Source organism: Peptoniphilus lacydonensis (assembly GCF_900106515.1).
In the GTDB taxonomy this organism is placed as follows: Bacteria; Bacillota; Clostridia; order Tissierellales; family Peptoniphilaceae; genus Peptoniphilus_A; species Peptoniphilus_A lacydonensis.
This window is the reverse complement of the sequence record NZ_FNWF01000003.1, coordinates 1,117,711-1,139,929: the sequence shown is the minus strand read 5'-3', so window position 1 is coordinate 1,139,929 and position 22,219 is coordinate 1,117,711. Positions and strand designations below refer to the sequence as shown.

The following is a 22,219-nucleotide window of genomic DNA, read 5'->3' as shown; positions in this document are numbered from 1 at the left end:
ATTAATAAATTCTTTCCATACATTTTTTCATTCTTTCTTTCCTAAATATACATCTATCATGTAATAATTTTTCGTTGTCCTCATATGATAGACATTTAGAATAACAACTCCAGCAAAAATCTATATATTCACAATTATTACATTTAATATCTAAATTTTCTTTCATTTTATTTCTTATATTATATTTTGTTATTTTCTCATATATATTTTCATCTTTTACATTTCCTATTTTGAAAGATTCATTTTGAAGGATATTACAAGGAAAAATGGAGCCATCTGGAGTAATCGTTATAATTTCTTTTCCTGCTCCACATCTTCTTAAATTATTTAAATCCTCCCTTTCATAATCACAATATTCGTTAAAGCCATTATCTTTGATATACTTTTTATAGTTTTTATCTATGAAGTAAATATTTGAACCACATCTACCTGTTAAAGATAAATCTCTAATCATTGGGAAAACATCTAACTCCTTACATAATAATTCAAATGCATTTTCAATTTGATCAGATTTAGGAAGAACTGCTGATACTGATATATCTAAGAATCCCTCATTTTTCAAAAAATATAATTTATCCAATATTTTTATAAATAAATCTTCTTTTCTAATAATTTTTGTAGTATATGAATCAATACCATCTAGACTAATGCTAATATGATTAAAATATTTTTTTAATAATCTTATATTATTTTTATCTATTAATAATCCATTAGTCATGAGTGTAAACTTCATAGACTTTTTCTTATGTTCAATATATGATACTATATCAAACATATAATCAACAATTAGCGGTTCCCCTCCAGATATCATAATATTATCAAAATCAAAATATGAAAACAGTAAATCTATAACTTTTTCCCACTCTCTCTTACTATATTCAACATACTTAGTGTATCCAGCATCTTGGCAACAATGCCTACATCTTAAATTACATTTATTAGTAAGTATAATACAAAGTGTAGTTATTTTATTCTTTTCTTCATTTTTTTTATTAATAGATTCATAAACTTTTAGTATTCCTTGATTTATAAAAATTTTTATATAATTATATATATACTTTGCATCCTCATAATTAGAAAACAAATCAAGATAATCGCTATTTTCTAAAGATACATCTATATTATTCTTTGATAAAAAATCTATTACTTTGTATTCATCTTTATTAATCTTTTTGTTTATCTCAGAATTATAAAATAAAATTATATACTCTTTATAGTTTTTATGAGCAACTAAATCATTCCATCTTATCTTCATAACAATAACCCACTTTCTTATTCTCGTACCAATAACTATATTTATTAAATTTTAATCTTACTTTAATATAACCTTAAAAATATTTTTATAGCTATTCGTTTTTCATATTTTCTATGTTATTCCAATACTTTCAGCTAATTCATACTTATTAATATTCAGATATTTTTTAAAATCAATAATATAATGTCTTAGTAAATACTCAAAATTTCAAATACGCTTACGAGAATTCAGCAACTTTGTGTTTGCATGCTAGTAGTTTTAATTTGCACTTGTTGAATAATATCCTCAAGCTCCACTTACTGTTTATTATTTTCTTATTATTATTTTCTTAATTTCAGTTTAATCTAAATACATTTAAAAATCAGCTAACTTTTGTGAATACTTTTACTTTTTTATATTCCTAAACTTTCTAAAAACATAATTTTTAATAATTTTCTTTTTTATCTGCCATTAAAAATATATCATCACATGTTTTTTGTATTTCATAGTCATGAGAGATTATTATTAGAATACTATTTTTACTTTTTTCTTTTATCTTAGAAATTGCTTTTTTCTTCATTTCTTGATCAAATCCAGATAATACTTCATCCAATAAAATCAAAGAATGTTGCCCAATCATCATCCTAGTCAGCTGAACTTTTTGTTGTTCTCCTTTTGATAAAGTGTCTTCTAAGTTTTTAGTCTTATGCGTTTTTATTTTCTCTAATTCTAGAAATCTAATTATTTTATCTAAAAATAATTCATCAATTTCATTTTTTCCGAATAATGTGATATTGGAATTCAGATTTTCACATAATATAAATGGTTTGCTTTCTATAAATAAGACTTCATCTCTTAAATCTTCATCTCTAATATCACTTATTTCGATGTCATTTATTAAGATTTCACCTTCATAATCGGTATAAAGTTTACTAATTAGATTAAAAATTGTTGTTTTACCTGATCCGTTTTCTCCAACTATTCCATATAATCCAGGTTTCGATATTTCAAATGAAAAATCTTTCAATATATATTCATCATCATATTTGAACGAAACATTTTTAAATTTAAGACTAGTTACTTTTGATAATTTCTTTCCATCAATTTTCTTTTCATTGTCATGATCCATAATTTTCCTATATCGTTCTAAATCTACAATAACTTCATTAAAAGATAAGTTTAAATCACCAATTTTTTTAATTGACGAATGTAACTTTTCCATATAACTACTAAAGGCAACTATGTTTCCCAATGTCAAATTTCCTAATATTATTAATTTTGCTGAAATGAATAATATTAGAGAACTTAAAATAATGGTTATCAAATCTTGTAAACTCGTTACAGTCATCTTTATCTTCAAATTCGACATAGATACATTTTTTAAATCCTGAAGCTTTTCTTTATAATTTTCTTTAAATGTTTTTTCCAGATTATTTAGTTTTATTCCAGTTAAGTTTGAAATCGTATCTATTAGATAATCAGAATATACATCTAATTTTGCTATATAGTCTCTTTGTTTACTAATAATAGTACTTTTAAATATGTAGTTAATTCCGTAAGTCAATGGAAGTAATATAATCGCAATTACAAATAATTTTAATGATATCCTAATCATAATATAGGCAGATATAATGATACTAAACAAAATCATTATAATGCTTGAAAAAAAATCTATATAGAAACTGACTATTTTATCACCTGTATTTTCTACTCTACTTACAAGTTCTCCTTCTCCATACGAATTTAAAAATTCATATCTTGTATCTAATATTTTAGAAAACATTGCTTCTTTTATACTGTTCGAACAATCCACTGATAATATATTGCCTATCCATTCCTCTAAAATACCGCTTAAACTTTGAAATATATTTAAAAATAGACTTATAAGAATAAACTTTGAAACTAATTGCAAATCTTTTATTACTATTAAATCAATAATTTTCCCAAATATATAAGGAATCGCCATACTTGCAATTATTCCTAATAGTATGATTATTATTAAATATATAATTTTCTTTTTCTGTGGTAATATAAATTTATCAATTATTTTTTTGTGTTCACGCCAATCAAACATATTATTCATCTACTAAATATACTTTCCTAGATTTAAAATCAATTGACCAAAAAGAATTTTCAGTACTTTCCCAAATATATTTATCGGATGTATCTCTCCACCATTTTTCATATTCTTCTACTATGTTTTTATAATCTCTATCTACTTTTTTATAAATTTCTTGACTTTCAGATAAAATATTCAACAGGTTTTCTAATGCTATTTTCTTTTCAAGAAGCTCTTCTATATTACTACATTCTTCCTGTGTTAATGTTCCAACTTCTTTCAACTTAGCTATCCTCCAAGTATTTTTTGTTTAAAATTCCATTTACAGGATTTTTTTCTAAAACATCAACAAATGGATCTAAATAATTTAGTGGTTTTATATGTCTATCAAAGTCCATTAACTTTGATAATTTTTTCTGTAATTCATAAGATACTCTATATTCAATACTAGATTTTACACATGAATTCTTAGAAGGTATATTAATTTCATTTGTATTTATATAATTTTCAAAACTACAAGAATTACAATGACAAACACTGCATTTATTGCAAAGTGGAGAATATTTTTCTGAGTATAAATGTCTATTGTATTTCTCTTTTATTCCATCTTCTAAGCTTCCTATATAATCCAAAGGAAAATTAAAGTAAAATTCTGGACAAACATAAAACTTTTCGTTGCTAGCAAGGGTATAAGAATTCAATCCACTATCACATAATTCTTTTTCTTCCATAAACATTTCATCAGTTATTACATTTAGTTCTTTAATTATTCCTTTATTCGAATATTCGTAATAAATATAATCAGAAATATTCATTAGTTGTTTTTCATATAGGTTATAATTGAATTGTTTATCAATATCTAATATATTTAGATTAATCCTGTTAGTCTTATTGAATAATTTTGTTATAAAAGTCTCCATATCACTTAAACATTTAGATGATATATTTAGTATTATATTTTCTTCTAATTTCATATTTCTTATAAACTCTTCATCATCAGGATATTCAATTGTAAGGATATAGTTATTAGTTATTTTTCTTATACTATCTTGATTTCTTATTGAGCAATAGTGAAAAATATTATATCCTTTTAAGTCTATCTCTTTGAAATTTAAATTGAGTCCATAATTACTATGTATGAATACTGGTCTTAGAAAATTATTTTTAGCATATTCTAACCCTTGTTTTATAGTTTCATTAGACATAATAGAAGAATCACTTCTATTTTCACTACTAGCACAAGTTTTTACAATCGAATTAGACAACAAAAAATACAGTTTATCTCTTTCTTCGTTATTAATCTCTCTTTCAATTCCATACCTATTATGTAGTTCTGCAAAGTAGTAGTTATTTGCTCTTACTCTTGCTTTATGCATTTTACAAATATACTTTGCCTTTTGAAAATTTGTGTTACTATCTGCAGAATCATAATTATGACCAAAACATGAAGTGCATCCGCTTGCAATCCTGCAGTTAAGACACTCCTCATCAGATTGAAGCTTCGTATTTATCAGATAATAAGGTCTTATTTTATCAAAATCTATACCATTTTCTACATCACCAATTGCAATTTCCTTTTTATTGTTAAGTGAATAATCTTTATATCTCATACATGGATACAATGAACCATCAGGACCAACTGCTATCATCTTGCCAGCTCCACATGAAGCTGTTTCTAATATTTCTTTACTATTTGGAAAACCTATAGATTCATCAAACAAAGTACAAGAATATTTATCAAATAGTCTATTTTCTAGGATATAGTCTGCCAATTCAATTAACTGGTCTTCAAAAGTTTTTTCATCTCCATCTTGCCAAACATCTTCAAAAACTACATTTGCTGCTACATCAGATATTCCTAATTCCCATAAATGAATAATGCTATCTTTTAAATATTTCAAATCTTTGCTTGCAAATGTTACTTTGGTCGAAGCTTGAAATTGATTTTTGTACAATTCTATGTTTTTTATTATTTCATCATAAGAACCTTTTCCATTTGGAAAAACCCTGTGCATATCATGTTTTTCTTTAGTCCCGTCTAACGTAATTGCAATTTCGAGTTTTCCTTGATTTTTCTTTATAAAATCCTGTATCTCTTTACTAGCATAATTAATTCCATTTGTCGTTATATTAATTCTATAATCCCAAAACCATTCATCACTTAATAGATATGTCTTTAATTTAAAATAATCACATATTTGATCTATTAGTTTTATTTCAAGTAGTGGTTCTCCACCTATAAAATCTAATATAACTCCTTTGGGTCTTATTATTTCTTCTGATAGTACATAATCAATAAATTTCTTAGCTACATCAAATGACATTTTCTTATTTGAAGATTTATGTGTAATATAACAATAACTGCATCTTAAATTACAATCTTCAGTTACAATAAACGTTAATGTTTGAGCAGTACCTTCTTTCCAAATATCAAATTCTTTTCCAAGTTTGTAAGTTGTATTATTTTTTATCATCTTTATTTAAATTATTATTAAATGTACTATGTGAATATTTTGGGTGTTTAGCAGCATTCTTTGCTGTACAACTATACCTACAAGTATTAGTACACGATAATTTACACACGTTAAAAGGAGTAATTTCTCTTCCTACCATATTGTTTTTTAGTTTACTTGAATAATTCATCACTTTATCACCTCTAAATATTATTAATTCTATACTTTTTCTTTAATTTTATATTTTTTTAATTTCAGTTTCAGCTAACTTTTGTGAATAAAAAAAGCATTAGAATTTTTAAATCCTAATGCTCATCTATTAAAATGAATCTACATAACCTAGTTCTCTTACCTTGTCTATCATTTCTTGATAATTTCTAACATTTAATTTTTGATATATTCTAGATAAAGATACCGCTAAACTTCTAACATTTGTATTAAGTTCTTTAGCTAGTTCTTTCCTAGACATACCATTTGAATACAATCTCACTATTCTTAATTCATATTTTGTCAACGATTCTAACATATAATTTTCTTCAGGAAATATTATTTTATCTTCTTCTACAATACTTTTAATATATTGTATTAACTTTTTAGTATCCTCTTCTTTAGAAATAAATCCTCTACATCCTATTTCTTTAGCTCGTTTTATATAGAATTCTAATTTATATGCAGTTAGAATAACAATTTTTATATCTCTATAATCTTCTATCAATCTTTCAGCTAAATCTAATCCATTTACTGTTCCTTCAATACCCGTTAAGTTAATATCTATAAGTAATAAGTCGTAACTAAGAATTGATTTATCTGTATTAAGTTTTTCAATACAGTCTATTACATCTACAGAAATAGATTGTTCTGTTTCTAAACTCATTTTTAAAGAAGTAGCTACCATTTTATGATCTTCTATTAACAAAATTTTCATTTATAACTCTCCTATCTAATGGAATTTTTATTTTAAATTGCACATACGATTCTTCTAATTCTTCATTATTTTTAAATATTTCATATTCAAATACCCCGCTGTATTGTTTTAAATTCAGCCTTAGAATATTTAATCCTATATTGCCTTCTTTAATTTTATCTTTATCTTTTATATAATCTCCAACGTTTGTAACTGTTAAATAAATTATATTTTTTTCCACTTTTAGACTAATATTAGTGTTGTAACCTTTAGAATGCTTAAACGCATTTATTAATAACTCATTAATACATTTATATACTAGCTCATCATAAGGTGATGAAAGTTCAATATCTTTTTTACATTCAAATTCAATAAGCATCTGTTTACTTAAATACATATCTTCTAAATCTGATATAAGTTTATTATATGCATCGTACAAAGAACTGTACTCTTTAATCTTAGGATTAAATGAATCAATTTCATGTCGAATTAAATCATTCAATTTATCTAAATTCTGTAATATATAATTTTTATCTGAACCTGACAAATTATCTTCAATCCATCTACGTATAGCTATTATGATTTGAAGTATATCATCATGTAAAAATGTCTGAATTTTTAAAATATTAAGTCTTTCAATTTCTCTGTTTCTATATATTTCAACATAATAACTATCTAATAATTCATCAAAAGTAACACTTTGATGTTTCTTATACTCCTTATAACTTCTAAATTCTGCTAAATATATAAAAAAGTAAAAAGATAATAAAGTAATATCTACTACAGAAATACCCACTAAATATAGCATTACAAATAACACAATATAACCTAAAAATAGGTTCCTCATGGCTTTGATAAATAATGCTAATCCTTTTCTTACATCCGTAATCATAATTTTATACAGTAAGGCCGACTCCATTGATATAATTGATAATAGTAGGTACTCACTAATTGAAACAATATCAATACTATTGATTTTTTTATAAATACAAAAAGAAATAATAAAACATATTTGTAAATATAAAATTACCCTTCTATTATTATGTCTTATTTTTCTATCTAATATATAAGAAATACTAGGACTCATTAATAAAAGAATAACTACATATTTATATATAAAATTGGATAATGAATAATTATAATTTATTGTTAAAGCTGACATAAAAATAATAATAGTTATAATTAGTTTTTTGATGCTTAACTTATACGTTGAATATATCAAGGCTAAATTTTCTAACAATAATAAGCTATATATGACTAATTCTATGTGTTTTCCTGTTTGTAAATTAATTAGTATTGTATCTTCTATACATATAAATATTATAAATAGAATAATTAGAATACTATGCTTTAAAATGAATTTTTTATCAGAATTTAATATTGTAATAACATACGAAATAAAATTTACAATACTCAGCAAAATTATTATTATAATTCCTATATCTTTTCGTTGATAATACTTTATAAAAGGAATTATAGGTATGAACAAAACAATTTGTAATATAATATGAGCAATCAAAATTAAATCTTTTCTTTTCATAATTTTCCCTTATAAATGTTGATAAACACAAATAATCGTAACTCTATGATATAGACGATACATGATTTTATATCAATATTCTTCTAATATTATTATATACTATATCTCAGTATAAATTAGTTATTTTAGTATCTGTTATTCTACCTACTGCTTTCTAGTTATTCTTAACTCTTTTATTTATTGTAACCTTATCAATAATAAATCTCAGCTAACTTTTGTGTATTAAACATATATTTGTAAATATTCAACTACTACTTGAATAATCATTGTTTATTCAACAAAAAATAAGGGCAGTCCGAAGACCGCCAATATTTATCTCTCTGCATCTTTTCTATGTTCAATTTTATGAGCCTTTTTATTATCATTACTTTTAAATCTATTTATTTGCCCAAATATAGACTTTTTATCTTTATTTTGAGTTTTTATTTGTTCTTTTGCTTTTAGCAACTTGGCAGAATATATCTTTATACTCCTATATTCTTTTCCATTCTTTCCTATGTTGGTTTTTCCCTTACCAAATAAGTGTACAAAGTCACCTTTCTTCATATTACCTACTTGACTAATTTTATCATCATATGCATAACAATCAGTAAACTTTACATTTCCTTCTTTGTCATTTTCTGCTATAGAAAAGAAAGCAACTTTAAAACTTCTTCCATCTTTTGCTTTTAAATCTTTGATCTCTATATCACTAGCTAAATTTCCATCTATGTTTAATATATCCTTGCTTTCTTTATCTACTTGTTCTCGATTAATTTCTAAATTTTCTGCTAATCTTTGCTCATCTATATAATCCATAAACTTTTCATCAATAAGTCCCATTACTGAATCACTCATATAATTATCATAGGCAGCATTAAGAACCTCTTCATTTAACACTCCTGTTTCAAGAGATACGATCCCTTTTACAAATTCTTTATGATTATATTCAGCTAGAAAGTCTATTGTATTTTTCATACTTTTAAAATCAGTGTTTTGCATATTTGCTATAGTTTTTACATCACTTGCATACCTTACTGATTCCCATTCATACTTTTCGCTTTTCTTGTTTAACTTAATTCCTGTAGCCAAAATAAATTGATTACCATCAAATAGTGTAGCTTGATTATCTTTCACATCAAGTACAATTGTTTCTCCAAATTCTGTATTAATTACATTTCCCTTTCGTACATCCATTAATATTCCTCCTATTAATTCTTCTTTTTCTTCATTAATTACAAATTGTTTTATTTCTTCAACTGTCGGATCATTAATTATAGTTTAAATAAAGTCTACTAATTTATCCTCTGAATCTCCTAAATTTTTGATTCCATACTCCACTAAGTTATTAATTATTCTTTGAGTTGCTCCATCAAAAGAAAACTCGTCTTGTATAAATTCATTAAATCCATCTTTATCAAATTTCATATTCTCTTCCTCTAGCAATATTACTTAAATATTTATCTACCATAAGGCTCACAGTTGTTTATTTCTTTTATATTATTGTCTTCTTCTAAATTGTTCTTGTATTCCTGTAACTTATCTATAATAGATTCCTTTTCTTCTTTAGCATGAAAATTATCCTCAACATCATAAGTAGATTCAAAATAATCAGAATCTTTAAAGTCATTATCATATCTATCAGGAATTCCATCATTATCCAAGTCTAAATTTAATGGATCATAAAAATTACCTTCATCATCTATTTCAAATCCAAGAATTTCCTTTAACTTTTCTTCATCAACTGCTACAAGCTCATTAAAATCCCAAAAGCCAATAGCCATCTTTATTTGTATTAACTCTTTCAAATCACTTGCGTCCAAAGGATCATAGGTATACTGAAAGCTATCAATTAAAGTGTTATCTACATAGGTATTCATTTTATAATTTTCCAAATCTAAACTAATTTGTACCTCATGTTTTTCATCTGGTGTAGTTGTATAAGCTATTCTTATGTCATTTAAATCAGGAAATAGGTTATCAAAATCTTCTACTTTGTTATCTTCTTCATATTCTCTATTCAAGAAATTAATTAATTCTTCCTTTACTTCTTCAAGCAATGGATTATCTTGTTGTATATCTTCACTATCCCCCATATCCAAAAGATTATTTACTTCTGAAAGCCTTAGAGACTTATCTTTCAAAAGCTCAGCTTGAGGAAAGGTCTTTTGTACTTCTAGTTTTGCTATTTGGAATTGTTCTTCTGTATCTTTTAGTTTAGATATATTATCTTCTAGTCTTTCTGGTAATTTATCTAGTATATTATCCATTCTTGTAATATTGCCTAATTCATCTGTTCCAAACTCTCCCGTATAATCTTCTTTTCCTTTCAAAATAAAGTTATACTTATTGAAAAAAGAATCATACTTTATAGATAGATCAAAGTTTCTATACTTCCCTACTTTTATTCCTTCCCTATCCATTTCTCCATTAATTTTCAGTCCCTTAATTTTATTCAACAAAAACTCCCCTGCAATTTTCTTATCCGTATACTTCTTCTCATCAATGGTTAGGGAGGTAAATCTATTTTCCTCTTTTGTATTTTTACTTACTTCCCTATAAGGTTCAGTATTCTTAATATCTTCTCTTATGTTCTCTATTTTTCCCCTTAATCTATCTATTTCTTTTGGATAAAACTTTACTACCTTATCTTCCATCTTATAAAGATTAGATTTAAAGTTTGATTCTAACATTTTAAGTTTAGAAACCTCTACATCAAGGTCCATCTTTTCTTTGATTAGAGGATTACTCGTTGCAAGTGCCTTAATCTCTGCATAATTTAAAGTTGCCTCATCTACATCTTCTGCTACTCTTACTGGCGTTTTTGAAGTCATAATTTGAGAAATATACTTCTGTTTGTTTTCTAAAGTTTGGAAAAGATAAGCATCGAAAGTGTTTTCTGTTATATATCTAAAAATATAAACTTTTTCATTTTCATTTCCTTGTCTTACGATCCTACCTGCCCTTTGAGAAAGGTCGGCAGGTCTCCAGGGTATATCGAGATCATGGATAGCGATTAATTTATCTTGAGCATTAGTACCTGCTCCCATCTTTTGAGTAGAGCCAAGTAATATTCGTATTTCCCCTTTTCTCACTTTGTCAAATATTGCATCTTTTTCTCTATTATTTTTTGCATTATGGATAAATTCTATCTCTTTTTCAGGCACTCCTAAATTCATAAGTTTTTGTTTAATGTCATCATAGATGTTAAACTCATTACTTGGTGTAGACATATCACAAAAGATTAATTGTGATGATTTTTTATCCTCGTATTTTTCCCAAATACTAAATACATTTTTGATGCAAGTATTTACCTTACTGTTTGGATCATCTGGAAGTAAAGTATTTATTAATCTTTGATCTAAAGCCATTTTCTTTCCATCATTTGTAATTAGTAACATATTATCTACACTAGAATCAACTTGTTTATTACGAACTCTATCTGCTCTTTCTGAAAAAGTTTCAAGTATTTTCTTCTGTTCTTCTGTAGGATTTGTCTTTATAGTTTCATAGCAGGCTTCAGGAGTCGGTAAGTTTAATACATCTGCTGTCTTAATATCCATAAATCCTTTTATTGTATTCATAAGTTCCGGTAGATTATAGAACTTAGCAAACCTCGTTTTACTTCGATAACCATTTCCTTCTGGATTAAGTTCAATAGCTGTTATAGTTTCTCCAAAAGTAGAAGCCCAAGAATCAAAATGTTGTAACTTCATCTTTTTTAATTCATCATATTGTAAATATCTCTGCATAGTATAAAGTTCAGCCATGCTATTACTTACAGGTGTTCCAGTAGCAAATACTAGACCTTTGTTATTAGTTATTTCATCCATATAGCGGCATTTCATAAGCATATCGCTTGACTTTTGTGAATCTGTAGAAGTAATACCTGCTACATTTTTCATTTTAGAATAAAGATATAGGTTCTTATAAGCGTGGGCTTCATCTACAAATAACTTATCAATTCCCAATTCTTCGAAAGTTACTACATCATCTTTTTTATAGTCAGCACTTAGTTTTTCTAACTTTGTCTCTAACTTTTTCTTTGTCTTTTCTAACTGTTTTACAGTAAATCTTTGATCTCTTTCCCTTTTATACTCATCTATATAATCAATAATTTCATCAATTTGACTTTGTAATTCATATTCTTGTCTTTCTTTTGATATAGAAATTTTTTCAAATTGAGAATGTCCTATAATAACTGCATCATAATCTCCTGTAGCAATACGACTGCAAAATCTTTTTCTCCTATCTGGTGTAAAATCTTTTTCTGTTGCACATAATACATTAGCTCCTGGATAAAGTTCATTAAATTCTCTTCCAAACTGCTCTACTATATGGTTAGGTACAACAAACATCGACTTATTACTCATACCAAGTCTTTTTGACTCCATGGCTATACCTATCATTTCAAAGGTCTTCCCTGCTCCTACTTCATGGGCAAGTAAAGTATTTCCACCAAATAAACCTCTTGCTATGGCATCTTTTTGATGAACTCTAAGTTCAATTTCAGGATTCATTCCTTCAAAAGTAAGATTAGAACCATCATATTCCCTTAATCTTATGGAATTAAATCTTTCGTTATAGTCTTTTACCAGCCTATTTCTTCTTTCTACATCATCAAATATCCAGTTTTTAAATTCTTCTTTTATTATTTCTTGCTTACTTCTTGCAAGCATTGTTTCTTTTTGATTTAAAACAGATTTTTTCTTTCCGTCACCATCTTCTATTTGATCAAATACTTTTGTATCTCTTAGGTTTAAAATATCTTCTATCAGTTTATAGGCGTTTACTCTATTTGTGCCGTAGGTATAGATGGCAAGATCATTATTTCTATCACTGCTTTTACCTTCAACTCTAAATTCTCCCGTAAAGTCAGAATATTTAATATCAATATCCCATCTTGCAGATCCTGATGTTTTTAATAAGTCAAACATAAATTTTTTGTAATCTTCTTCTGGTATCCATGTTGCACCCATTCGAACTGTAATTTCACTTGCATCAAGTTCTTTAGGTATAACTTCCATTAGCTTTGTTTTTTGAAAGTGTAACTCTTTTAATTCCTTTTCTAATAACTCTCTATCTGCTAAATTTTCTTTTTGTCCTAGCTCTTTTTCAATATTTTTAATATAGGAATCTATCACTTCTACTTTTTCTCTTATATTTCCTGATAAATATTCATCAGCACTTACATAAGATCTTGAAAAATCTCCTACATCTTTAGCAGACTTAAATGGATTTATATCATTAGGTTCAAATGAATCTAGGTTTAAAAATATTTCTCCTTTTAATTCTTCTATTAATTTATCTCTCGATTTGCCTGTTAACTCTTCCATATAATCAAAATTAACTTTTCCTTTTTGACTAATAGATAGTACAAGAGCATCTATCGCCTTATCCGTATGATCTATAACTACAGCTTTTTTTATGGTTCTTTTCGTGAATATATCAGATTTCCCTATAAAGTTTCCTTCTTTATCTAATTTTTCCAAGGTTGAAATCAAGGAAAAATTGGCATCTTCTCTAAATAACTTTTTACTATCTTTTGAATTTAATCTCCCATATTTCTTTGAAAATTCATCATATAGGCTATTTAGTTTTTCTTGTTCTTTTTTTATCTCTTCATCTAAGTAATCTTCCTTTTGAAAAGTGATTACATTTCTCAAACTTGCATTTAATTTTAAATACTCTTCCACCTTGCCCTTATCCTTTTCATTTAAGGATACTTTTTGCATAATAGAATTTTCTCTAAAATATATTTCATCATCTACCATGGCAAATGAATAATTTTTAACCCTATCATCGGCAGGTACTAGTTTCTCTCCCAGGTCTTCATACATTTGAACCTCTTCATATTTTCCTTTAATATTCTTTATTGCTAATTTTAATCCTTCTTCTAAGGAAATATCTTCTCTTTCTATACAGGAAAGACTTGTTCCAAATCTTGATGATATTTCTTCCATAGTCCCTATTACCATGTCTGGATTATCAACAAAGTATTTATTGTAACTCAATCCTTTTTCATCTTTATCTAACTTAACCCAATCTTCATCTATCTTTAGAAGTCTATCTCTCTTTTTTAAGAAAATTATATCCGAGGTTACTTCTGTACCTGCTTGTCTTTTAAAAGTAGTATTTAGTAATCTTATAGCTCCTAAAAATTCTGCTCTTTCAGATATATATCTTCTAACGTCTTCACTCTTTTTATCCATTGTTCCCGATGATGTAATAAATGCGATAATCCCACCATCACGAACTTTATCTAATGATTTAGCAAAAAAATAATCGTGAATAAGAAAGTTATTTCTTTCATACTCACGATCTGCTACTTTAAATTCTCCAAAAGGAATATTTCCTATGGCAACATCAAATAAATTATTGGAAAAATTTGTATCTTCAAAGCCTTTAACTTGTATATTAGCATTAGGATATAAGTGTTTAGCAATTTTACCACTAATACTATCTAACTCTACTCCATAAAATTTTGACTCATTCATTTCTTCAGGTAGGCTTCCTATAAATCTTCCTGTCCCAGCACTTGGTTCTAAGATGTTACCTTTTTTAAATCCAAAATTAGAAAGAGTTTCATAGATAGAGTCTATAACTAATTTAGGAGTATAAAAAGCCGTTAAGGTAGATTCTCTTGCTCTATTATATTCTTCACCAGTTAAATTTTCTTTTAAGAAATTTCTCGCATCAAGCCACTGACCTTCCTTTTCTTCATCAAATACATCAGAAAGTCCTCCCCAGCCTACATACCTTGCTAAAATTTCCTGTTCTTCCTTTTTTGCAAATCTATTTTCCCTTTCTAGATTCTTTAAAAGCTTAATAGCTTCTATATTATTCTTTAGCCTTTGAGAAGGTGGTAAGTTTTCTTCTTCATTTAAGATTTTATAATTTTCTAGGGAAACTTCCTCTATCTCTTTTTCTTGAATAGATTTTTGTTCTTCCAACTTATATTTACTTTTAAGTTTCTTATCGGCTTTTTCTTCTTTAAGATCTCTCGCAAAGTCTCCAAAGCTAATTTGCTTTACTGCCTCTATACTTTCTACTTCTTTATTTCCTATGACTTCTAAATCAAGGTCATTATAGTCATTAAAAAGAATTGTTTCATTTCCTGTAATAAAACCATTCATTAATCCTGTATTATCTTCTAATTCTATAGTTTTAGGATTTGTCTTATCATTAATGTTAGATATGATATATTCTCTACCTTGGTATCTAACATTAATGCCTTCTGTAAAAGAATTTTCTTCTTGTTTTTCTTTTTCCTTTTCTATTTGCTGATTTAAATATCCCTCTAGAAGTACCTCCCTGTGTCTATCATCCAATAAATAAGGGACACTATTTAATAAGTCCTTATAGCTTTTATATTTTATAGCTGAATTAGTATTCAAAATATATCCATTGTATCGCAGATTTTGTTTAAGGGATTTTTTCTTTGTATCTAAAACTAACTCAACCTCAAAGCCTTCTTTTCCCTTTATGGTGTCTTTAATACTATCTGGAATTTTTAATAATCCATCTTCTACTTTCTTTGATAAAAGTAAATATTCTTCATTTTGAGGATCAAAGTAGTACTCATTTTTTTCTTTAGTATCCTTTTCTATTAGCTTGGATATGACTTCCTTTTTATTTCTTATTTCTTCAATTTGTGTTTTTTCTTCTTGAGATAGATCCACATTAAAAGTAATTTCATTTTCTCTATTTATATAGGCAAGATTCTGATAGGCTCCATTAATTTCAAGATTTTTATTTAGTACATATATATCATCATAGTAATCTGGAAATTGCTGACCAAAACTTTTTATATCTATGTCATAACCTTCTTTAAATTTTGTTACTTCATCATCAGATATTTCAAATAAGCCTTCCCTTTCCAATGTAAAGACATCATTTAAATTTCTAAGATTTACATCTTTCATTTTGATAGCTATTTCATCAAATAAACTATCTACTTTTCTGCTTTCTTCAAAGGATTTGCCCTTATATAAGGTATATAGCTTTCCTTGAGAATTGTCCTTTCTTGGATAAACTCTACTTCCTGTTTCTTCTAATTCTATATCCTTTGTTTTTTCTCTATCTACTAGAGCATAATAGTAACCTACTTTTACTGCTATTTTATCTTCTAAAATCTCTTTTGCTAATTCTTCTTCTGGACTATCTCTTAGTATTTCTACTACTTTTAAATTACTTTCTTTAAAAGAATGCGAAAATAGTTTTAAGTCCTTATCAAAATAGGCATCATAGGAATAATAAGTGATTGGATTGTCATACTCATCATATCCATTAGAAAGATTTTTTATTTTTAAATACTTATTATCTTCTGTTTTAACTATGTCCCCTACTTTTATAGAGTCCATATTCTTATCAGCTTCTACATAATTCTTAAATAAATTATCTAAATATTCTCTATATCTATTTTGGATTCTAATACTTAATTTTCTAACACTTCCTATAGACTTCATATCATCTGGAAGATTGTCCTGTTTATGGGAAACTTCTCTCATTATTTTTGCATATTCTCTTTGAAATACAGAATTAAAACTTGCTAGGGTATCATTCCCTAAATTTTCTCTTGCTTTTATAATTTCTTTTTCTAAATTTTTATCCTTAACTAATACATTAAAAAGTCTATCTTCAATTTGATTTATAGAAAGTATTTTTTCATCTATCTTACTTTCTTCACTAGCCTGATTAAGTTCTTTCTGATTTTTCCCTATTTGTTCATACAGAAAATCGAAGCCCCTTTGATTCGCCTCATTTCCATCACCTATGTCTATCCTATAATAATCAACTTTTTTCCCATCTACTATATGATTGAAATAGAATTTGGAATATCCTACCCATTCATCAGTCATCTGTGGATATTTATCTTCTTCAAATGTCTTATTTTGAAGTCTTATCTTTTCATCTATTTCCTTTATTTCATCTAATAGTTCCTTAGTTAGTCTTTGACCTTCATAATTTTTTTCTATCAGACTTGAACTTTCATTAAATTCAACTATCCAATAATCTTCTTCATTATCTATAAGATTATCTTGATTAAAGTCTATTTTATCTTTACTAATGTAAAATTCCCTAAACTCTTCAAAACCATTTACTATATCATCGTCTATAATTTCCCTATCGGAATTTACTATGATATTTGGAATGTCATCATATTGACTTTGACTTTCTAAAAGATAATATTCTTTTCCTTCTATCTCTTCCTTATCTTTAATATAAAATGTGTCCTCTATTCCCTCAAGAACAATTCCATTCTCTAACTGTTCTAAGGATAAATCTAATTGCTTTTCATAGGCTAATGAGTATAAGTCCTCTTTTAAAGAGTTTGGCATAAAGTCATCATAAATTACAAGTCTTCCATTTTCTCCAATACTTGCTACAGATTGCCCTTGATAGTAGTAGGTAGAAATACTATTTATCTTTTCTGTATAAACCTCACTATCTGTAGGAGGTAGATCATCTTGATAATCTATAGACTCTTGACTTTCTTCTTTTATATCTTTTATATCTTTTACATCATTTATATCATGATAAACTTTTTTCTCACTATCCTCTTCAATACTTTCTTCTATATACTTATTTTCTTTAATAAGGTCATTAATTCTTTTTGCAACATCAGACCAAGATAACTTAATTTCTTCAGCATTTCCCTTACTATATTTTATTCCATTTGCATCGTGCCATTCACCACTTCCCATTGCTCCTGATAGGGCATGAGAAGAACCACCTATTCCATATTCATTTTTTAGAAAATCTGCCTTTTCTTTTAAAGTATGTTCTTCTCTAAAAAAATCATATATTCGTTTTTTCCCATCGGAAAATCCACTACCTTTTCGTAAATTCTCATCTATTTCATCTTTTGTAATAAAACTATAGATAGGTCCAATACCGGTCAAACTTGACTGGTATACTTTTCTTTCTATTTCTAAGTCTCTAAGATTCTGATAAATTCTATCTACTTTATGGTGATTAAATCGTAAAATATTAGGATTACTCTTGTATTCTTCCAAAAATACTTCATATTCTTTTCTTAATTCACTTCTAGAATTCTTATCTTTTAGCTTTCTACATAAATTTTCCGTTTTTTCTTGGAAGTTTTTTCCATTTATTTCACTTAGACTTTTAAGATAACTATCTTTTATTTCATCAGAAAAATCTTCTTTTAAATACCAAAGTTTTTCTGCTATTTTTTCTATTTCATAAGACGAACTGTCTACTAATTCTACATTAGTAGCAAATTCTCCTCTATCTAATAAATCATTAATATTACTAGCTAAATCCTCCCAAGAAACTATTTGACCTTCCCTATATCTTGCTCCATCTCCCTCTTTAAAAATTGCTCCTTTTTCTCCAAACCAAGCTGAAATTCTTCTTCCATCTATTTCAAAACCATTAGCTCCTATATATGTTTCTTTTAAGAAGTTTGCTTGTTCTTTCAAGGACTTTCCCTTAGAAAACTCTGCTATTACTGGCAATCTACCATCTTGATTATTTCCACCATAGATTAAAAATGTATCTATTTCTCTTTGGCTTATTGGACTTGTAATAAAGGTCTGTTCTTTCTGATTATTGGCAGAAAAAAAGGAAGTAGACTCTACTTCCCCTGTATTTTTAATTTCATGTTCATTTTTTAAACTAGGATAATCTCCTTTTCTCCCATCTCTTGTAGGAGCATATCCATATTCTTCTTCAGTCCTATATATTTCAGATAGTCCTTTTCCTTCAATTCTTCTGTCAGTCCCCAAGCTTCCATCATCTTGACTTCTTCTCGACTGATAAATTCCTCTATTTCTTCTTCCTTGGATAGTAGATGACTCATTAATGTCCCCTGTAGATACATTATCTGATAGTCCTCTTTCTTGCTTTCCTTGAGAAAGTTCAACCTCATCCTTCCCCAATAATTGAGCTTTCCTATATCCACTTCTTTCGGCATCTCCATATTTGGTACTAATACTTCCACTTCTTGATTCATCAGTTCCATCTTGTAAGTCCCTCCATGTATCTCGAATGGATTCTCCTTGATTACTGGTGTGTAAATTCCTTCCTCTACTAGATATTCCTTGTCTGCTAATACTACTTTCTCTTTCATCTTCTAAGCCTCCTTCTTCTATATCTTTATTTATATTAGCCGTTAATTCATTATAACGCTCCTTTACATCTTTTGTCTGCTCCCAATTTCTTCTTTCTTGAACTTTCTCTGAAATTTCTAATTTATTTATTTCTCTTCCTAAATCAATTAAAATATTTTTACTTATATTAGATGTAAAATTTAAAGCTTTATCTATGTCCACACTTGATATTTTAGATAATATAGACAAATCTTCTTCCTTTAGTTCATAGGAAACTCCCATTCTCTCACTTACGGAAACTTTTACAGATTCTTTGAGTAAATTAAAAAGATCTATCTTTTGAATAGCCTTCAGGCTTTCATCGGATAGACCTTCTAATGTTTCATCAAATTTTCTTCGAACATAACTTCCTGCTAAGGCATCTATTTTATCTTCTTGACTCAATAAAAGCTGGCTGTCTTTTTCTTTAAACTTATCTATTAGTTCATCTAATAAGTTTAAATGTTTTTTGCCATCATATTCCCATAATTTTACCTCAGAAATGTTGTGATCAACGCTTACCGTTTGCCTTATATCAAAGATATATTTTATTTTTCCATTTTCTATATCTAAAAGCGGTATTCCTTTTTCTCCTCTTTTGACACTCCTACCTATGCTTTTCCAGTAATCAAATTCCGCACAGGCTGTAGCCTTGGTATCCATATTGTAAATAGATATTTGGTGTATATATGGGTACTTATAGTTGTTACCTACTACCTTTAAATACTCTTCATATTTCTTTATATCTTTCTTAAATTCTTCTTTTGCAAGATATATTGATCTACTTAAATCTACTGTATCATATCTTGGCATTCTACCCCTCCTTGTTTTAGTAATAAAAAAAGAAGATATATTTTCTATACCTCCTTATTTATTAAGCTTTATTATTACTTATTTTTTCATTTAAACTCTCTTCATATTTTTTTAGTTCGCTAATTATCTTTTCAAATGGTATTTTTTCTCCAAATATCATATTTTTCATACTATCATAATCTTTGGAAAAAATCTCCACTCCTTCTTTTGATGGAATTAACTTTATTCTTCCTTCCATTATCTCATCATATTTCGCCCAATTACTGGCATAAAACTTTTTCTTAAATTGAATAACAGAATTTAATAATTCTAATTGAGAAAAACTTTCTTCTTTTATGTCAGTAAGTAGCATTTTATATACATCATAAAAATGTCTTGAATACCTTGTAGGATAATTTCCATTTATTCTGTTAGCCTCTCTGTGTAGTATAGTTATTTTTTCATAAAAAGTCCTTAAACTATTTACAGATACAACTTCTATATTTTCATTAAATACCTCTGGATAAGTTTCCTCTATATAGGTTTTTATCTTTTTCCTACTTGATGGAATCGGTTCTGCTAAACTTCCTATTTCTAATCTTATGACTTGAAGTATAGAGGTATCTTCATAATTTTTAGGATAATCAAAGGCAATAGTTTGTCCATCTATTTCATCAATATAAAAATTATATTTTCTGTTCTTTAATAATTTTTTGAAATCTTTTTGCAGAGTTGGCAAAAATTCTTCTTGTATAAACTTTTTTGTATCTTCATTTAGTTTATCGTTAAATTTTAATTGCTTTGTTTTACTCCTCTCTTCATAAGGCTCTAACTTTTCATAGCCCAAGAGTTGCCAATTAAGAGCAAGATCTATATCCTCTGAAAATCTTTCTATTAATTTATATACTTTAGATAAACTTGTGCCCCCTTTAAAGACAATATAGTCCCTATATTTAAAATCACTAAATAGATATTTCAAAATAATACAGACCCATAAGTCCTTCTCCACAATTGCCTTTGACAAGTTCAATTTATCTGATGTATTTTGTATAACTAATTCAAGTTCTTCATTTGATATTTCTAATAGCTTTTTCATTATTAATCTCCTGTATTTTCTCTAATATTTCCTGTATCCAAAATGGTAGCTTTAAGGTATCACGCTTTAAGTCTTCTTTAATATTTTGGGCAAATACGGCTAACTTCTTGAGTTCTTCTTCCCCTATTCCATCTTTTCCCAAAGCTCTAATTGCTTGAACTAAAATAGATAGTTCTTTTGAATAAGACGTAATGTTTCTATTACTTGTGTGTTTAAATAGTATCTTCTTATTTCTGTAATCATATTGCCTATATGGTCCATCAGAAATATATATATATTCGTTTGGAACTTGTGTAGATAATCCAGTATAATTTAAAGCTGTATCTCCTGTTGGAGATATGGTCCAAGAAAATTTATCGGCTATCTTTTCTGCCAAGGCATTTGCATCTGGATAAGAATATTCTTTAAGGATTTCGCTATACTTAGGCTTTGTATATAATCCATCTATAAGTCTTGTGATTTTATCTTCTTCATTTAATCGGTATAAAACGGATTTGATTGTATTCTTTGTCCCCAGTCCATAGAAGTCATTAATAGAAAAAATTTCTCCTGTATTGCTTGTCATTATATCTTCTATTTTCTTGTTTATTGATTCCATTTCTAATACCTCCTGCACCTAAAATTATATACTTTTGGGTGCAAAAAATCAATTGGGTGACATTTAATTTTTGCACTTTTCTTTAAATTCTTCTCTTGCAAGATATATTGATTTACTTAAATCTACTGTATAATATCTTGGCACTCTATATTTTCTTATTTTAGTAATAAAAAAGAAGATATATTTTCTATACCTCCTTAGCCATTAAGCTTTATTGTTTTTTGTATCATTTATAAAACTTCCTGCACCTAAAATTATATATTTTTGGGTGCAGGAAATGCATTTTATTAGTAACTACTTTTTCCATGGTAAATTACTTCATAAATCAGAAAATGCTCATCAAAGATATTCTTCTATCTTTTCTATTTTTCCTTTGCCTATTATTGATATTCTTAGTTTCCCTTTAAAATATGCTTATCTTTTCTTGTAAGTTAGCTATGTTTTAAG

Annotated in this window: 13 protein-coding genes; all 13 read right to left on the bottom strand. The window is 27.1% G+C overall.

The window, feature by feature from the left end; translation table 11 throughout:
• Position 1: 1 nt before the first annotated feature.
• A complete protein-coding gene (locus BQ5450_RS07095; RefSeq protein ID WP_071126419.1) occupies positions 2–1,255 on the bottom strand; it encodes a radical SAM/SPASM domain-containing protein in 1,254 nt (417 codons plus the stop codon).
• A gap of 424 nt (positions 1,256–1,679) precedes the next feature.
• Positions 1,680–3,317 carry an ABC transporter transmembrane domain-containing protein gene (locus BQ5450_RS07090; RefSeq protein ID WP_071126418.1) on the bottom strand — a complete coding sequence of 546 codons (1,638 nt, stop codon included), beginning with the start codon at positions 3,315–3,317 and terminating at the stop codon, positions 1,680–1,682.
• The gene (locus tag BQ5450_RS07085; RefSeq protein WP_071126417.1) at positions 3,310–3,576 is read right to left on the bottom strand and encodes a CXXX repeat peptide modification system protein; all 267 of its coding nucleotides are present in this window, start codon (positions 3,574–3,576) and stop codon (positions 3,310–3,312) included. Before BQ5450_RS07085 ends, BQ5450_RS07090 begins: the two co-directional genes overlap by 8 nt.
• A 1-nt stretch (position 3,577) precedes the next feature.
• On the bottom strand, positions 3,578–5,767 hold the full coding sequence (locus tag BQ5450_RS07080; RefSeq protein ID WP_071126416.1) for a radical SAM peptide maturase, CXXX-repeat target family: 2,190 nt from the start codon (positions 5,765–5,767) through the stop codon (positions 3,578–3,580).
• Positions 5,754–5,936, bottom strand: coding sequence for a hypothetical protein (locus BQ5450_RS07075; protein ID WP_071126415.1), 183 nt, complete (start codon positions 5,934–5,936; stop codon positions 5,754–5,756). Before BQ5450_RS07075 ends, BQ5450_RS07080 begins: the two co-directional genes overlap by 14 nt.
• Positions 5,937–6,065: 129 nt before the next feature.
• The gene (locus BQ5450_RS07070) at positions 6,066–6,671 is read right to left on the bottom strand and encodes a response regulator transcription factor (RefSeq protein WP_071126414.1); all 606 of its coding nucleotides are present in this window, start codon (positions 6,669–6,671) and stop codon (positions 6,066–6,068) included.
• Complete coding sequence (locus tag BQ5450_RS07065) at positions 6,643–8,190, bottom strand: sensor histidine kinase (RefSeq protein WP_071126413.1); 1,548 nt, start codon at positions 8,188–8,190, stop codon at positions 6,643–6,645. Before BQ5450_RS07065 ends, BQ5450_RS07070 begins: the two co-directional genes overlap by 29 nt.
• Before the next feature lie 312 nt (positions 8,191–8,502).
• Positions 8,503–9,366 carry a single-stranded DNA-binding protein gene (locus BQ5450_RS07060; RefSeq protein WP_071126412.1) on the bottom strand — a complete coding sequence of 288 codons (864 nt, stop codon included), beginning with the start codon at positions 9,364–9,366 and terminating at the stop codon, positions 8,503–8,505.
• Positions 9,367–9,450: 84 nt separating this feature from the next.
• Complete coding sequence (locus BQ5450_RS09325; protein WP_234347002.1) at positions 9,451–9,597, bottom strand: hypothetical protein; 147 nt, start codon at positions 9,595–9,597, stop codon at positions 9,451–9,453.
• A gap of 32 nt (positions 9,598–9,629) precedes the next feature.
• Entirely contained in the window at positions 9,630–17,510 is a 7,881-nt protein-coding gene (locus BQ5450_RS07055) for a helicase-like domain-containing protein (protein WP_407674943.1), read from the bottom strand.
• A 1,298-nt stretch (positions 17,511–18,808) separates the two neighbouring features.
• On the bottom strand, positions 18,809–19,111 hold the full coding sequence (locus BQ5450_RS09470) for a TnpV protein (protein WP_366938100.1): 303 nt from the start codon (positions 19,109–19,111) through the stop codon (positions 18,809–18,811).
• A gap of 1,049 nt (positions 19,112–20,160) precedes the next feature.
• Positions 20,161–21,174 (bottom strand): nucleotidyl transferase AbiEii/AbiGii toxin family protein, encoded by a 1,014-nt coding sequence (locus BQ5450_RS07050; protein WP_022620869.1) that lies wholly within the window; start codon positions 21,172–21,174, stop codon positions 20,161–20,163.
• Positions 21,146–21,772 carry a DUF6088 family protein gene (locus tag BQ5450_RS07045; protein ID WP_022620868.1) on the bottom strand — a complete coding sequence of 209 codons (627 nt, stop codon included), beginning with the start codon at positions 21,770–21,772 and terminating at the stop codon, positions 21,146–21,148. The genes BQ5450_RS07050 and BQ5450_RS07045 overlap by 29 nt, the downstream gene beginning before the upstream one ends.
• Positions 21,773–22,219 lie beyond the last annotated feature (447 nt).